Below are 15,650 nucleotides of genomic sequence, written 5' to 3' on the forward strand. Positions count from 1 at the left end.
GCCCCGGCCGGGCCGACGGCCCGCGCCGGGCAAAACCAGCCACAACAACAATAACTAGTCCCACCACCGCGCCGGCGATCCCGGCGCGGTGGTTTTCGTGCGGCGTCCCACCCATGGATGCCGCGAGTAAGCCACAAGTAATTCCAGCATTCCCAGCATTCTGGTTTTCCGCTGCCCACAAGGTCACAGCCATGCATTACGCACTCAACCTGCGCACGTTTTTCTATAGCCACTACTTTTATCTCGGCCTGCGCTTCGCCGCCGGCCTGGTCGGCGTCACGCTGATCACCCTGCAGTTCGCCGACATGACGACCGCCATGACGGTCTGCATCGGCGCCCTGTGCACCGCGCTGATGGACATGCCCAGCCCGCTGCGCCACAAGTTCAACGAAATGTCCGCCTCGGTGCTGCTGTGCAGCGCCGTCACCCTGCTCATCAGCCTATGCGCGCCCATCTACTGGCTGCTGATGGCCATGCTGGTGCTGCTCAGCTTCATGGCCTGCATGATGGTCGTCTACGGCAAGAAGTCGATGCCGCTGCAACTGGCCACGCTGTTCATCATGACCATGTCGATGGAACACGAGATGACGATGCCCGAGTCCTTCGTCCACACCGGCCTGTTCACGGTCGGTGCGCTGGCCTACCTGGCCTACTCGATGGCGGTGTCGTGGATACTGCGCCACCGCATCAAGCAGCAGGTGTTGGCCGAGGCGCTGTTCGAGCTGGCCGCCTACATCGACATCAAGGCCGACTTCTACGACACCCGCTACAACCTCAGCGAGCAGTTCAACAAGCTGGTGCGCCAGCAGAGCGTGCTGGCCGACCGCCAGCAGGCCTCGCGCGACCTGATCCTGCGCAGCCACCTGAACAGCAAGGACGCCATCGTCGTCCAGGTCCACGTCTGCATGCTCGACCTGTACGAGTTGATCCTCTCGACCCACACCGACTACGCCCAGCTGCGCCTGCACCTGGCCGATTCGCCTGTGCTCAAAACGCTGCACGACATCGCCTACAAGGCGGCGCGCGACATCGAGTCGGTGGCCTACGCTGTGACCCGCAAGCGCGTCTCCTACGCCGCCATCAGCTACGCGCCGGAGCTCGACGCCATCGAGGCCGAATTGATCCGCCTGCAGGCGCGGGTCGACGCCGGCAAGCCGGCGCAGGAGGCGCTGGCCGTGCTGCGCGCCCAGCGCAACAAGATCCGCGCCATCGCCAAGATGATCGGCGAGCTGCACCAGGCCAGCCAGAAGGCCTACACCAGCACGCCGTTCTGGAGCGACGCCGACATGGGCCCCTTCCTGTCGCAGCAGAAGTACGAGCTGCAGATGATCCTGTCGCACCTGCGGCTGGACTCGCCGATCTTCCGCTTCTCGCTGCGCGTGGCGATGGCCATCTCGGTCGGCCTGCTGGTGGCCGCCCAGCTGCCCTACGCCGCGCACAGCTACTGGATCGTGCTGACCATCGTCATCATCCTCAAGCCCAGCTTCAGCATGACCAAGCAGCGCCGCAGCGACCGCATCGTCGGCACCATCATCGGCTGCGTGGTCACCGCCATCATCATCAAGTACCTGAACTATCCGGGCGCCATCCTCGGCATTTTGATTTTGTCGACGGTGGCCACGCCGACCTTCATCTACCTGCGCTACCGCTACGCCGCCATCGCCGTCAGCATCATGATCCTGCTGCAGATGCACCTGATCGCGCCGGGCAACGAGAACCTGATCATCGAACGGCTGACCGACACCTTCATCGGCGCCGCCGTCGCCACCGCCTTCAGCTTCGTGCTGGCCAACTGGGAATACCAAAGCCTGCCACGCTTGATCCGCGAGGTGTTGGGCGTCAACCTGCGCTACGTGCAGGCCAGCTTCGATCTGTTGCAGGGCAAGGGCAAGGACGATTTCGCCTACCGCATCGAGCGCAAGCGCCTGATGGACAGCCTGGCCGCGCTCAGCTCCGCGCTGGTGCGCATGCTCGACGAGCCGAACAGCAAACAGCGCGCGGTGGAGGACATCAACCTCTTCATCGTGCAGAACTACCTGCTGGTGGCGCACGTGGCGGCGCTGCGCTCGATCCTGCGGCGCCACGCCAAGGAGCTGCCGGTGGCCGCCGTCAACGCCATGCTCGCGCACAGCCACGACCAGGTCTGCGGCATCCTGGCGCGCGCGCTGCAGCAGCACGGCCAGACGGTGGCGCTGCCGCTCCACGGCACCAGCGGCGCCAGCGATGCCGCCACGGCCGCGGCGACGCCGCAGGTGCCGTGGAGCGGCTGGCCGCTGGTGCAGCGGCGCATCCGCCTGCTGCAGGCCGACGCCGACAAGATCATCGTCCACAGCCAGGCGATCGTGCGCGACGTCGCGCCGGCCTGAAAATGAGAGCCGCCAAGGACAGCACTCCAGGGTCAGACTCCCCGCCTTGGCGCTAGGGTCTGACCCTAGATCGTCCCCGCCGCGACAGGCTTCCCACGATGTCACCCTAGACCCGATCGCGCGCTTCGTGCCATCATCCGGGGATGAATAGAGAAAACTCGCCGTTGTCCGGCCGCGATCTAATCGCGGCATTGTGTGTCGTACTGATCTGGGGTACCAATTTCATCGCCATGAAGTTCGGCCTGCGCGAGCTGACGCCGTTCCAGCTGGGCGCCGGCCGCTACCTGTTCGCCGTGCTGCCGCTGGTGCTGTTTGTGCGGCCGCCCAAGCTGGCCTGGAAGTGGATACTGCTGTACGGCTGCACCCAGGGCGTCGGTCAGTTCGGCCTGTTGTTCCTGTCGCTGAAGGTCGGCATGTCGGCCTCGCTGGCCTCGGTGATTTTGCAAACGCAGGTGTTCTTCACCGCCTTCCTCGGCTTCATGCTGCTGGGCGAGCGCGCCAACCGTCCGCTGCAAATCGGCCTGACCCTGGCGGCGCTGGGCCTGGCCTGCTTCGGCATGAACTACCTCGCCCCCGGCCACAGCCACAGCCAGGTGACCACGCCGGCCGGCTTCGCGCTGTGCCTGGCCGCCGCCGCCATGTGGGCCGCCTCCAACATCGTCGTGCGCCGCGCCCAGCAATCCACCCCGCAGTTCGAGGTGGTGCCCTTCATGGTGTGGAGCAGCCTGGTGCCCATCGTGCCCTTCATCGGCCTGTCGCTGGCATTCGACGAGCCGGCCACGCGCTGGCAGTGGCTGCACGCCTCGCCCACCGCGCTGGCCTCGCTGGCCTATCTGGGTTGGATGGCCACCATCCTCGGCTACGCCATGTGGACCGGCCTGCTCAAGCGCCACGCCGTCAACCGCGTCGCCCCGTTCAGCCTGGGCGTGCCGGTGGTCGGCATCAGCTCCGGCATGCTGGTGCTGGGCGACGTGATCAGCGCCTGGCAGTGGGGCGGCATCGCCTGCATCGTCGCCGCGCTGCTCAGCGTGATGTTCGGCGCGCGCTGGGCAGCCGCGCTGCGGCGCTAGACGGCGGCTAGCCGCAATGCCGCCAGGTTAGGAAGCCCGGCGGCGCGAATCCAGGGTCAGACCCTAAGGGTCTGACCCTCGCTCTCCCACCGGGGCCTCAAGCGAAGCACACCCGGTTGCGTCCCGTCGCCTTGGCGCGGTACAGCAGCGCGTCGGCCTTCTGCAGCATGGCCTCGGCGGTGCCGGCGGCGATGTCGGCGCAGACGCCCATGCTCATCGTCACCGTCAAGTCGGGATGCACCTCGTGCCAGGGAAAGCCCTCGATCAGCTCGCGCAGCTTGTCGCACAAGGCGGCCGCCTGCGGCAGCGCCGTCTCCGGCAGCGCGATGACGAACTCCTCGCCGCCGTAGCGCGCCACCAGATCGCTCAAGCGCATATGCCCGCGCAGGATCTCGCCGACCTTGCGCAGCACGGCGTCGCCGGTGGCGTGCGAAAACTGGTCGTTGATGCGCTTGAAGAAGTCGATATCGCCGATCACCAGGCTCAATGGGCGCTGGTGGCGCACCGCCTGGTTGAACAGCGTGACGGCCTGCTCGTCGAAGTGGCGGCGGTTGTACAGGGCGGTGAGGGCGTCGCGCACGCTCAGCTCGCGCAGCTGCTCGGCCTGCTCCAAAATCGTCTGGTGCGAGGCGTGCAGCTCGGCGTGGCTGTGCGCCAGTTGTTCGCTCATCTCGTTGAAGGCGGTGGCCAGCGCCGCCACCTCGTCCCTGCCCTGCACCGGCACGCGCTGCAGCAGCGAGCCGCCGTGCATGGCGCGCACCGCCTCGGTCAGGCGGGTCAGCGTGCGGCTCAAGCCCCGGCTCAACAGCACGCCCAGCAGCAGCGCCAGCACCGCCGCCGCCGCCGCACCGGCCAGCAGCGCCTCGCGCACCGCGCTCAGATACTGCTGCTCCTGCTTGCTCGGCGTGAGCACGCCCTCCGACGAGATGTACAGCGCCGGGCGGCCGTCGACCATGACGGCGCGGGCGCCCTCGCGCGCCGCCGCCGGCAGGGGCTCGCCGGGCCGGTAGGTGCCGGCGCCCAGCACTACCTTGTAGTCCTGGTCGGTGACGATGAAGTGGAAGGGCGGCGGGCCGCCACGGCGCTTGTCGGGCCGCCGCCGGTCCTGGGGCGCGCCGGCGCGGTCGCCCTCGGGCGGGCCGCGCCTTGCCCCGTCGGGCGGACCACGCCGGTCGCCGTCGGCTGAATCGCGCCGCTCGTCGTCGCGAGGGCCGCGCCGCTCGCCGTCCATTGGACCGCGCCGCTCGCCGTAGGCCGGACCGAGTCGTTCGCCGTCAGGCGGCCCGCGTCGCTCACCATCCGGCGCGCCGGCGCGCATATCGCCGGGCGGAGCGGGGCGCACATCGTCGCGCCCGGCCGGGCCCATCGGCTGCGCCACGGGCCGGCCGTCGGCGCCGATGCCGCGCCCCAAGCCGACCGGCAGCGGCGCCACCGCCGCGCCGGCCTCCCGGCCGGCGCTGTCGCCCTCGGCCGTGATCGTGCGCTGCATGAAGCTGTCGAAAGACTCGGCGGCGATGGCGGCCCGCCAACTGCCGTAGCGGCCGACATAGGCGCTCATATACTTGTAAAAATGATCAGCCGCCTGCTGGCGCCGGATCAAATCGACCTTGGTGGTGACGCCCACATAGGCCAGGCCGCCGACCATCGCCACCGCCGCCAGGCCCGTCAACAGCAGGGCCAGCATAAATTTGATCCTCAGGGACATCTATTTCTCCGCTTAATTTTGTTGCCGTACAGACAGGCATGATAGCCGATCAAACGCCCCTTTCTCATAGGAGAACTTGCCTTGTGGCACATCCGATACATTGCCATGCGGAATTAGTTCTGCGTAAATGTTTTGCAGTGTTATACGGTTTGCATATGGCATCCATCACAAATTGAAAGTGGGCTTATGACGAAAAGCCACCTATACTGCACTGCAACATACAGACAAACAGGAGCCTCAAATGAGCACAGCAAACAACACCTTCGACTACAACGACTTCGCCCATGGCGGTTACGTGAGCAATGTCCTGAGCGCGGCACGCAGCCTGCTGGCAGCATTGTTCGCGGTGAACCCACGCGCAACGGCCGCTGACGAGGCGCTTGTTTCGCAGAGCAACAAGGACTCGACCTGCACCTACCTGTCGCGCATGGCCGACGACTACGAGCACATCGCACCGAACCTGTCGGCCGAGCTGCGCTTCATGGCTTCGCGGGGTTGATCATGCTCGATATCCTGCAAAACCTGCCGGCCGCCCTCGCCGCCACCGGTCTGATCGTCCGCCTGTACCTCGGCGCCAAGTCGGAGCAATAATCATGATGAACGATATGCTCAAAGTCCTCGTCCAACTGCCGGCCCTGATGGCGGCAGTCGGCCTGACCTTCCTGGTGCTGCGCCTGTACGTCGGCGGCAAGCTGAACCAAGACTAAGCCTTCCCCCCCGGAAAGCAAAAAGACCCGGCGCGCGAGCGACCGGGTCTTTTTCATTGGGCGGGCAGGGTTCAGGCCGGCTTGTTCAGGCGCGAGTTGCGCATGCCGTACAGGAAGTAGGTGAGGATCGCCGCCGTCATCCAGATGAAGAAGATGCGGAAGGTGGTGCCCGACAAGTCGCGCATGATGTACAGACAGGCGAAGATGCTCAGGCCCGGCACCACGTAGGGGCCGAAGGGCACGCGGAAGCCCTTGATGCCCTTGCCGTTCTCCTTCTTGCGCATCACCGGCACGGCCAGCGAGACGACGATGAAGGCGGTCAGCGTGCCCATGCTGACCATGTCCCACAGGAAGGTGGCGTCGACGAAGCCGGCCACCAGACCCACCACCATGCAGACGATGAGGGTGTTGCTGACCGGCGCGGCGGTGCGCGGGTTGACGGTCTGGAAGGACTTGGAGATCAGGCCGTCGCGCGAGATGGCATACAGGATGCGGGTCTGGCCGTAGATGGTCACCAGGGTCACGCTGAACACCGAGATGACGGCGCCGGCCGAGAGGATCAGCGCCGGCCAGGTCTTGCCGGTGACGTTTTGCAGGATCACGGCGAGGCCGGCCTCCTGGCCCTCGAACTTGGCGGCCGGCTGGGCGCCCAGCGCCGCCACCGCCACCAGCAGGTAGAACACGGTGACGATGACCAGCGCCGCCAAAATGCCGATCGGCACGTTGCGTTTCGGATTGCGCACCTCCTCGCCGGCGGTGGCCACCGTGTCGAGGCCGATGAAGGAGAAGAACACCGTGCCGGCGGCGGCCGTCACGCCGGACATGCCGGCGAAGCCCTTGCTGTTGTCGGTGTTGAAGAAGGGCACGAAGTTGTTGGCGTCGAAGCCGGAGAAGGCGATGACGATGAAGAAGATCAAAATCGCCAGCTTGATCATCACCATGATGGCGTTGGTGGTGGCCGATTCCTTGGTGCCGCGTAGCAGCAGGAAGCAGCACAGGCAGACCAGCAGGATGGGCGGCAGGTTGATATGGCCGGGATGGAACTCCACGCCCTTCAGCCCGGAGACGATCATCGGCGACCTGAGCATTTCCGGGATGTGCACGCCGAAGGCGTTGCCGAGGAAGTTGTTCAGATAGGCCGACCAGCCGATCGCCGTGGCGCTGGCCGCCAGCCCGTATTCGAGCAGCAGGCAGGCCGCCATGATGAAGGCGAGGAACTCGCCCACCGTGGCGTAGGCGAAGGAGTAGGACGAGCCGGAGGCGGGGATGCGGAACGACAGCTCGGCGTAGCACAGCGCGGTCAGGCCGGCGGTGATGGCGGCTATTAGGAAGGACAGGACGACCGAGGGGCCGGCCTTGGGCACGGCCTCGACCATCGTGAAGAAAATACCGGTGCCGATGGTGGCGCCGACGCCGATCATGGTCAGCGGGAACAGGCCGATGGAGCGGTGCAATCCGTTGCCGCTGGCGGTGGGCTCGGCGACGTACTCGACTGTGGTATCGACCGGCTTGGTGCGGATCAATTTCTGGACCAGCGTTTGGTTCACAGGCATTCCTTCAATTCAGTTGCTTGGGCGGCGTGGATAACGTCGCCCTCGAAAAGTTCGGGGGTCAAAAAAACTAAGCGATTATAGGGCTTCGCCGCGTTTCCCCATAAAGTAATTTTGTACAAAAATAGCAACGGATTTGCGGTGCGGGAAATGTTGACAAAGCGGGCCGGCGCTGCTCCGCCGCCGCGCCGCTATCAAGATGACAAGAGGTGTCGGGCCCCGCCCTTGGGCCACGCCCTTGGGCCACGCCCTTGGGCCACGCCCTTGGGCCACGCCCTTGGGCCGCGCCCATATCGTTTACTCCGTTTTCAGCGCTTCGACCTGGATGCGCAACGTGACGTCCATCTTGAAACCATAGTCCTTGCCGGCGCTCAGGCCGAACTGGTCGCGTTGGATCACCGCCAGCGCGTCGGCGCCGCACAGCTCGCGCTTGAGCATCGGGTGGGGAATGCACTTGAAGGAGTTGATCTTCAGGTTCACCGGTTTGCTCACGCCGTGCAGCGTCAGCTCGCCCACGGCCTCGGTCGGCGCGCCGTTGACGAAGCCGGTCAACTTGCCGCGATACGCCGTCGTCGGATACTTGGCCAGGTCGAAGAAGTCCGGCCCCTGCGCCCATTTGTTCAGCGCGTCCTGGCCGAAGTCGATGCTGGCCAGGTCGATCTTGACGTCGACCATGCCGTAGCCGGACTCCTTGTCCACGGTGACGCTGCCGCTGCTCTTATTGACCTTGCCGCGCCAGATGGAGATGCCCATGTGGTCGGCCTCGAAGCTGGGGAAGGTGTGGTCAGGATCGATGGTGTAGCTGGCCGGCGCGGCGTGCAGCGCGGCGCTGGCGCACAGGCCGGCCAGGGACAACAAAAACAGTTTTTTCATCGCGGTCTCCTTATGTTTGTCATTGCGGGCGGTGCGGACGAGGCGCCAGTGTAGCGCGCCGCCACGGCACGATCAAACGCTGTTTTCAAGTATGCGGTTACACCTGCTTACTTCTGATACAGCGCACGGTATAGCTTGTACAACAAGGCGCCGTTAATCTTGGGCCATGCAGTAGCCACCACCTTCAGGAGCATCAAAATGGAAAAGATCAGAACCGTATCGCGCATTCATCCACTGGTCGCCGGCGCGGCGATTTCCGTCACCGTGCTGGCCATGGTGGGCACTGCGGCCATCGCCGGTTGGCTGCCGACGTCGAAGGGCGCCATCGGCCCCGGCGGCGCGGCGAGCGGCACGCCGACCTCGGAGTTCGCTCCGGTCGAGGTGGCCGGCAAGGGCCAGATTCCGCCGCAGGCAGCCGCGTTGGCGCAGCAGGCACCGGCCGAGCCGGTACGTACCGCCGCGCCGGCGCCCGCGCCGCACAAGGCGCCGCGTCCGCACCACAGCACGCAGGTGGCGCAGGCCTCGCAGGCCTCGCAGGCCGACTATGAACGGCCGCGCCAGCAGGCGCCGCAACCGCAGCAACAACAACAGCCGCAGCAACCGAACTATGTCGGCATCGGCGCGGGCGCGGTGATCGGCGGGCTGCTCGGCAACCAGGTCGGCAGCGGCCGTGGCCGCACGCTGGCCACCGTGGCCGGCGCCATCGGCGGCGGCATGCTGGGCAACGAGGTGCAGAAGCGCCAGCAGGAGCCGCAGCAGCCGGAACGCTGATCGTCGAAACATAAAGGGAACGCGGGCACGGCCCGCGAGTGAGCCGCCGGGCAGTTTGCCGGCGGCTTTTCTGTTTACCCCACCCCGGTCCACCACGGCCGGGGTCTGACCCCGTACGGGGTCAGACCCCTAGGCTTCAGGGTTACGCCCTCGGGTTTTGCTGGCGTCCCTGGCGTACGGACAAAGGCATTTTTAGCCGAAGTGGCCGAGGTAGTCGCGCTTACCTACCGCCACGCCCTGGTTGCGCAGGATGTCGTAGGCGGTAACGATGTGGAAGTAGAAGTTGGGCAGCGCGAAGCTGAGCAGATAGTCGGCGCCGTTGAACTCGGCCTGGAAGGCGCCGAAGCTCAGCTTGACCTCGCGCGTGGCGCCCTGCTCCAGATCGGCCGGCGTGACGCTGTTCAAATAAGCGACGGTGGCGGCGATGCGCTGCTCCAGTTGCTGGAAGCTGGTCTCGTCGTCGGCGAACTTGGGCGAGGCGATGCCGCTCAAACGTTCCACCGCCAGTTTGGAGGCGTCGCTGGCGCGCTGCACCTGCGCCGACAGCGGCAGCATGTCGTCGGCCAAGCGGGCGCCGAGCAGGGTCTCCGGCACGATGCCGTGCTCTTCCGCATGGGCCTGGGCCTTTTCCAGCAGGGTGTGCAGCACGCCGAGGGCGCGCAGGAAGGCGGGAATGGACGCCTGGTACATCGATAGTGACATGGCTGGCCTTTCGGTAGCGGGACGGCACGGCGCCGCCCCGGGGTGTCAACTGCGAATCACGAAACCCGCACCACCATCAAGCCGGCGCGCAAACCCACGCGCACGTCCGGATTGGGGAAGACCACCAGTTCCTCGGCGTGCTGCACGGTGTAGACCTTGTCGCCGTCGCGGGCGATTTCGGCGCCCTGCGGCAGCGCGGTGAAGTTTTGCGTGTCGCGGCCGAAGGCCATGCGGAAGCCGTCGCTCAGCTTGATGATCTGCTGCGCCGTGTTGAACACATGCGGCTGCTGCTTGGCCTCGGGCGCGGACGCGCCGCGCAGCAGCGCGTCGAGCGCCGCCGAGGCTGCGGCGAACTGGCCGATGTCGTTCTGCCCCAGCGTGCCGATGCGCCCCAGCTCGACCGTGGTTCCGGCCGCGCCGTGGTGCTCCGACGAGTAGTAGCTATACGTTCCGGCCGAAGCCGGGTTCATGATGATGGCGCCGATGCCGGCCCGGCCCAGCCAGTCGATCAGGCCACGGCGGGCGCCGTCCTCGATCAGCTCGGGCACGATGGCGAAGGTCGGGTAGACCGACGGCCGGATCGCCGTGTGCAGGTCGAGGTGCCAACGCTGCGGCCCGGCGTCGGCGAAGAAGGCGGCGGTGGCCGCCATCATCACGTCGGCGCGCGCCGCCTCGGCGGTGCCGGCCAGCGTGCCCCGCTCGGCGCGGAACATGCGGTTCAAGTCGGCGTCGATGAAGCGCTTGCCGGCGCGGATGGCGTCGATGTTGCCGACGCAGAGCATCAGGTCGGCCTGCAACTGGCCGGCCTGGTGCGACAGCGCGTCCAACAAATACGCCACCACTTCGATCGGCCCGGTTTCGTCGCCATGCACGCCGACCGACACCAGCACGCTGGCGCGTTGCGACGCACCCTCGCCTGCTGTCGCCTTGATGGTCAGGATGCCGTCGGCCGGCTGCGTCACCGCGAAGCCGGCCGCCGTGAAGCGCGCCGCGACCGCGCCGAAATCGGCTTCGGCCAGGGCGCGCACCGCCTCCGGCAGCGCCTGCGCGCCGCCGGTTTCGCTCACTGCTGTATCGCTCTTGTGCATCCGCTTATGCCGCCACGGACGAGCTGATCGCCTCGGACAGGGCCCACACGTCGAGCATGGCCTGCTCCAAGTCGCCGGCGACCGGGTAGCCGGACAGGCCCAGCGTGTTGGTCACCACCTCGACCGCCTCGACCGAGTCGTGGCCGTCGGTGGCGCGTTGCAGCACCTGGCCCAGCAAACGCTGCTGGGTACGGCGCAGCGCGTGCTGGGCGTAGCTGCGCAGTTGTTCCTGCGACTTGCTGTGGGCCGGCAGTTTCAGGCCGCGTTCCAGCGTGTCGATGCCGACCTGGCCGCGCAGCGCCAGACCAAGCTGCAGGAAGGCCGGCAGGTCCATGTCGGCCGGACGGCTGACCGACAGCGCGGCGAAGACGAAGGCCGCCACCGCCTCGATCGCGTCGACCGCCTGCCATGCCTGCACGAAGGCGGGACGCAGCGCCACCGTGGCGTCGATATCCGACTCGGCGTCGGCCGGGGTCAGCTGTTGCAGCAGTTCCGGCTTCTTGAACAGGCGGGTCAGCTCTTGCAGGCCGCCGGCGGCGCGCAGCTGCTCGGCGGGCACCGACAGCACACCCTCGATGACGGCCTTCTGCAAACCGCGAGTACGGCCGTCGACCTTGATCGAGACGGCGCGCGGCACGTTCAGCGCGTCGGCGTCGAGCGCCTCGAAGACCGGCGCCAGGTTCAGCGCCGACCAAGCCTGGCCCCAGGCCAGGATCACTTCCGACTCGTCGACGCCGTGTTCGGCCGCCAGGTCGCGCAACATCAGCGGACCGCAACGGTTGATCACTTCATTGGCCAGCACGGTGGCCAGGATGGCGTTGGCCAGCGGGTGCGCCAACGCGCTGCGGGTGGCCACCAGCAGGTCGGGGAAGTAGGGCTTGAGCACCGACTCGGCCCAGCTGGCGTCGGTCAGCGGCAGCGCCGACAGGATGCGCTTGTAGCGGTTCTTCACGTTGGCGATCACCACCGCCAGTTCCGGCGTGGTCAGGCAGCGGTTGTCGGCCTTGCGGCGCGCCAGTTCGGCCACCGTCGGCAGCTGTTCCAGTTCGCGCGACAGGGCGCCCTCCTCCTCCAGGCTGGCGATCAGGGCGGCGTAGCCGTCCTGCACCGAGGCCTCGGACTGGGCCTGCGCCTCGCGCACCAGCAGATGGGTTTGCAGGGTGTTGTCGCGCAGGACCAGGCGCTCGATGTCGGCGGTCATGTCGTTCAGCACGCGGTTGCGCTCGGCCTCGCTCAGCAGGCCGGCGTTCATTTCCACGTCCAGCCACATCTTCGCGTTCACTTCATGGTCGGAGCAATCCACGCCGGCCGAGTTGTCGATCGCGTCGGTGAAGATGCGGCCGCCCGCCAGGGCGAACTCGATGCGGCCCGACTGGGTCGCGCCCAGGTTGCCGCCCTCGGCGACGACCTTGCAGCGCAGCTGGCTGCCGTCGACGCGGATGTTGTCGTTGGCGCGGTCCTTGACCTGGGCGTGGCTTTCGGTCGAGGCCTTGATGTAGGTGCCGATGCCGCCGTTGTAGAACAGGTCGACCGGCGCCAGCAGGATGCGGTGCATCAGCTCTTCCGGTGGCAGCGCGGTTTCCTCGATGTCGAGCGCGGCGCGGATCTGCGGCGACAGCTCGATGCTGCGGGCGCTGCGCGGGAACACGCCGCCGCCGGCCGAGATCAGCTCCTTGTTGTAGTCCTCCCACGAGGAGCGCGGCAGCGCGAACATGCGCTCGCGCTCGGCGAAGGAGACGGCGACGTCCGGCGTCGGGTCGAGGAAGATGTGGCGGTGGTCGAAGGCGGCCAGCACCTTCAGTTGGCGCGACAGCAGCACGCCGTTGCCGAACACGTCGCCCGACATGTCGCCCACGCCGACCATGCTGATCGGGGTGGTGTTCATGTCGTGGTCGAGTTCATAGAAGTGGCGCTTGACCGCCTCGAACGCGCCCTTGGCGGTGATGCCCATCTTCTTGTGGTCGTAGCCGTTCGAGCCGCCCGAGGCGAAGGCGTCGCCCAGCCAGAAGCCGCGCTTGACGGCGATGCCGTTGGCGATGTCGGAGAAGGTCGCGGTGCCCTTGTCGGCCGCCACCACCAGATACGGGTCGCCGCCGTCGTAGCAGACGGTGTCGGCCGGCGGCACGATGTTGCCCAGCACGCGGTTGTCGGTCACCTCCAGCAGGCTGGCGATGAACAGGCGGTAGACCGCTTCGCCTTCGGCGGCGATGGTTTCGCGCACGGCGTCCTTCGGCATCTGTTTGCAGACGAAGCCGCCCTTGGCGCCGGCCGGCACGATGACGGCGTTCTTCACCATCTGCGCCTTGACCAGGCCGAGCACCTCGGTGCGGTAGTCTTCCATCCGGTCGGACCAGCGCAGGCCGCCACGGGCGACCGGGCCGCCGCGCAGGTGCAAGCCCTCGAAGCGGCGCGAGAAGACGAAGATCTCGCGGAACGGACGCGGTTCCGGCACCAGCGCCAAGGTGCTGGTGTCGAACTTGAAGATGATCTTGTCGCCCTGCTGGGCGTTTTGGAAGTAGTTGGTGCGCAGCGTGGCCAGCATCAGGTCGGCCACGGCGCCGAGGATCTCCTCGCTGTCGGCGTGGTTGATCGCCGCCAGGTTGGCCTTGATGGCGACCAGGCTGTCGCGCGCGGCGACGCGCTGGGCTTCGCTCAGCGAAGGGTCGAAGCGCTGCAGGAAGGCGTCGACCAGCTGCTTGACCACCACCGGCTGCTTGCGCAGGCTCTCGGCGATGTAGCGCACCGAGAAGCGGCTGCCGGTCTGGCGCCAGTAGCTCATGTAGGCGCGCACCAGCTGGATCTCGCGCATGCTCAGGCCGCCTTCGATGACCAGGCCGTTCAAGCGGCCGTCCTCGGCCTCGTCGTTGAACAGCGCGGCGAACAGTTCCTGCGCCACGGCGACCACCTTGGGCAGCGCCAGTTTGGCGGCGCTGGCGGCGTCCACCGCCAGGCTGGTGACGACGTGGCGTTTGCCGTCCGGCGCGGTGATGCTGTAGGCCTGCTCGCGGTCGATGGCGACGCCGGCGTTGTGCAGCGCCGGCAGGATGGTCGACAGCGACGGCGCGCGCTCGACCGAGTACAGGCGGATGGTGGTGGCCTCGGCCGCCGTCTCGACGCGCACGGCGACACGGCCGGCGTCGGTGTTGCGCAGGATGGAGCCGAGGTCGTGGAAGGCCACGCTCGGCGCGGTGGCGGCGACGTAGTCGGCCGGCAGGCTGGCGCCGAGCTTGCGCAGGCTGGCGCGCATCGGCACGTCGAACACGGCGTCGGACAGGGTGGCGAAGTTGTCGAGCCAGCCGTCGAGCACCGACAGCAGCGGACGCTGGATGTCGGCTTCCAGGTCGAGCGGGTAGCGCGCGGCGTGGGCGATCAGGTACAGGCGGGCCAGCGGACCGTCGGCCACCAGGGTTTGCGAGCTGACGTGGGTGGCGCCGGAGCTGGCCTGCAGGGCCTTGGCCAGGGCCGCCGCCACGCTGGCGCTGTAGCGCTCGCGCGGCAGGTAGACCAGCACGTTGAGGTGGCGGGCGTAGACGTCGCGGCGGGCGAACACCTTGGTGCGCGGCTGCTTGTACAGCGAGACCACGGCGCCGCAGACTTCGGCCAGCCATTCCGGCTCGGCTTCCAGCGCCTCGGTGCGCGGCAGCGATTCGAGGATCTCGATGAACTTCTCGGCGCGGAAGCCCTCCTGGCGCACGCCGGCGATGCTCAGCACCTTGGCGATGCGGCCACGGGCGAACGGCAGGCGGCCCAGCGGGGTGGCGGTGGCGGCGCGGGTGAACAGGCCGACGAAGCAGTGCTCGCCGAGGATGGCGCCCTGTGCGTCGGTGTGGCGCACGCCGATGAAGTCGAGCTGCTGGTCGCGGTGCAGCGTGCCCTCGACGTCGGCCTTGACGATGGACAGCGAGTGGTCGCGCTTGGACAGGGTGTCGAAGTCGCCGGGGATGTTGGCCAGGCAGGTGCCGTAGACCGGGTGCGAGGTGTCCTGCAGCACGCCGATGCGGCTGGGGATGTCGCGTTCCAGCTCGCGCACGCCGGGTTTGACGGCGTAGTAGGCGTAGCCGAACGGCTCGAAGCCCTCGCTGCGGGCCCAGTCGAGGAAGGCGGCCACTTCCTGGCCTTCCGCGCCGCCGGCCGCAGCGGCGGCCGCGCCAACGCTGGCGAAGTGGGCGGTCATGGCGGCGTGGTCGCGGCGCACCACGGCGGCGTCGCGCGCGACCATGTCCAGCTTGGCGACCAGGGCCGCCAGTTCGGCTTCCTGCAGGTCGTCCGCCAACAGGCAGAGCACCCACGATTCGAGCTTGTCGCCGGCCTGGCCGACCGCGACGGCGCTGCCGTCGTCGGCGCGGCGCACGGCCAGCACGGAATTGAGCACCCCGCTGACGGCCACGCGCTGTTTGCGCATGGTCATCACGATCGAATCGACCAGGTAGGGCATATCGTCATTCAGAATCAACAGTGCCGTGGCCATGCCGCCGCGACCGTCCGCGTAGCGCAGCTTGGCGATCTGGCAGCCGCCACCCGTGCGGCGCGCCGCCTGGGTGAAGCCCTGCCACAGGACCGGCGCCAGGCTGTCGGGCGCGATGCCGGCCAGGTCGTCCTCATCCAGGGAGCCGAGCCAGGCGCTGATCAAGGCGGCCACCTGGCCGCTGTCGGCGGCGGGTTTGCTGGCGTTGACCAAATCGAGCGTTTGCGTGCGCAGATCGTGTGGCATTTGTTTCATCGTGAATTCTCCAATACGTTGTGTGTATTCCGTCCGCGCCGCCTCGCTTGTGGCTGGGCGGCGTCGACTCGATAAAAAGGCAGGGGTTGGCCCTACCC

Annotated in this window: 10 protein-coding genes; 4 read left to right on the forward strand and 6 right to left on the reverse strand. The window is 67.3% G+C overall.

All coding sequences use genetic code 11. From position 1 onward, the window contains the following. Positions 1-191: 191 nt before the first annotated feature. Both BM252_RS18275 and BM252_RS18280 read left to right on the forward strand, forming a co-directional pair. The gene (locus tag BM252_RS18275; protein ID WP_093389102.1) at positions 192-2,366 is read left to right on the forward strand and encodes an FUSC family protein; all 2,175 of its coding nucleotides are present in this window, start codon (positions 192-194) and stop codon (positions 2,364-2,366) included. Between the two features lie 143 nt (positions 2,367-2,509). Next, complete coding sequence (locus BM252_RS18280) at positions 2,510-3,436, forward strand: EamA family transporter (RefSeq protein WP_093389103.1); 927 nt, start codon at positions 2,510-2,512, stop codon at positions 3,434-3,436. A 97-nt stretch (positions 3,437-3,533) separates the two neighbouring features. Here BM252_RS18280 and BM252_RS18285 read toward each other — a convergent pair whose 3' ends face one another. Continuing rightward, positions 3,534-5,141: a diguanylate cyclase gene (locus BM252_RS18285; protein ID WP_245774325.1), complete on the reverse strand. Its 1,608-nt coding sequence runs from the start codon at positions 5,139-5,141 to the stop codon at positions 3,534-3,536. Between the two features lie 241 nt (positions 5,142-5,382). Here BM252_RS18285 and BM252_RS18295 point away from each other — a divergent pair, with 241 nt between their 5' ends. Continuing rightward, entirely contained in the window at positions 5,383-5,640 is a 258-nt protein-coding gene (locus tag BM252_RS18295) for a hypothetical protein (protein ID WP_093389104.1), read from the forward strand. Positions 5,641-5,919: 279 nt separating this feature from the next. On the opposite strand, the gene BM252_RS18300 is transcribed toward BM252_RS18295, so the two are convergent. Both BM252_RS18300 and BM252_RS18305 read right to left on the reverse strand, forming a co-directional pair. Then, positions 5,920-7,395 (reverse strand): APC family permease, encoded by a 1,476-nt coding sequence (locus tag BM252_RS18300; protein WP_093389105.1) that lies wholly within the window; start codon positions 7,393-7,395, stop codon positions 5,920-5,922. A 300-nt stretch (positions 7,396-7,695) separates the two neighbouring features. Then, positions 7,696-8,271 carry a YceI family protein gene (locus tag BM252_RS18305; protein WP_093389106.1) on the reverse strand — a complete coding sequence of 192 codons (576 nt, stop codon included), beginning with the start codon at positions 8,269-8,271 and terminating at the stop codon, positions 7,696-7,698. A gap of 198 nt (positions 8,272-8,469) precedes the next feature. Between BM252_RS18305 and BM252_RS32010 the strand changes: the two genes are divergently transcribed. After that, positions 8,470-9,042 (forward strand): glycine zipper 2TM domain-containing protein, encoded by a 573-nt coding sequence (locus BM252_RS32010; RefSeq protein WP_093389107.1) that lies wholly within the window; start codon positions 8,470-8,472, stop codon positions 9,040-9,042. Positions 9,043-9,234: 192 nt separating this feature from the next. On the opposite strand, the gene BM252_RS18315 is transcribed toward BM252_RS32010, so the two are convergent. Genes BM252_RS18315 through BM252_RS18325 form a run of 3 tightly spaced genes read right to left on the reverse strand, consistent with a single transcriptional unit; the run spans position 9,235 to position 15,552 of the window. Continuing rightward, complete coding sequence (locus BM252_RS18315) at positions 9,235-9,744, reverse strand: DUF1993 domain-containing protein (protein WP_093389108.1); 510 nt, start codon at positions 9,742-9,744, stop codon at positions 9,235-9,237. A 56-nt stretch (positions 9,745-9,800) separates the two neighbouring features. Then, positions 9,801-10,832, reverse strand: a complete 1,032-nt coding sequence (locus BM252_RS18320) for a succinylglutamate desuccinylase (RefSeq protein ID WP_093389109.1) — start codon at positions 10,830-10,832, stop codon at positions 9,801-9,803. A 4-nt stretch (positions 10,833-10,836) separates the two neighbouring features. Next, complete coding sequence (locus tag BM252_RS18325; protein WP_093389110.1) at positions 10,837-15,552, reverse strand: NAD-glutamate dehydrogenase domain-containing protein; 4,716 nt, start codon at positions 15,550-15,552, stop codon at positions 10,837-10,839. Positions 15,553-15,650: the final 98 nt, after the last annotated feature.

The organism is Rugamonas rubra, from assembly GCF_900114705.1.
GTDB classification, from domain to species: domain Bacteria; phylum Pseudomonadota; class Gammaproteobacteria; order Burkholderiales; family Burkholderiaceae_D; genus Rugamonas; species Rugamonas rubra.

Bases quoted from the DNA above. Each gene is read 5' to 3' on its own strand.
- BM252_RS32010 (WP_093389107.1), top strand. From the start codon at position 8,470: ATGGAAAAGATCAGAACCGTATCGCGCATTCATCCACTGGTCGCCGGC.
- BM252_RS18280 (WP_093389103.1), top strand. From the start codon at position 2,510: ATGAATAGAGAAAACTCGCCGTTGTCCGGCCGCGATCTAATCGCGGCA.
- BM252_RS18295 (WP_093389104.1), top strand. From the start codon at position 5,383: ATGAGCACAGCAAACAACACCTTCGACTACAACGACTTCGCCCATGGC.
- BM252_RS18315 (WP_093389108.1), bottom strand. From the start codon at position 9,744: ATGTCACTATCGATGTACCAGGCGTCCATTCCCGCCTTCCTGCGCGCC.
- BM252_RS18305 (WP_093389106.1), bottom strand. From the start codon at position 8,271: ATGAAAAAACTGTTTTTGTTGTCCCTGGCCGGCCTGTGCGCCAGCGCC.
- BM252_RS18320 (WP_093389109.1), bottom strand. From the start codon at position 10,832: ATGCACAAGAGCGATACAGCAGTGAGCGAAACCGGCGGCGCGCAGGCG.
- BM252_RS18325 (WP_093389110.1), bottom strand. From the start codon at position 15,552: ATGAAACAAATGCCACACGATCTGCGCACGCAAACGCTCGATTTGGTC.
- BM252_RS18285 (WP_245774325.1), bottom strand. From the start codon at position 5,141: ATGTCCCTGAGGATCAAATTTATGCTGGCCCTGCTGTTGACGGGCCTG.
- BM252_RS18275 (WP_093389102.1), top strand. From the start codon at position 192: ATGCATTACGCACTCAACCTGCGCACGTTTTTCTATAGCCACTACTTT.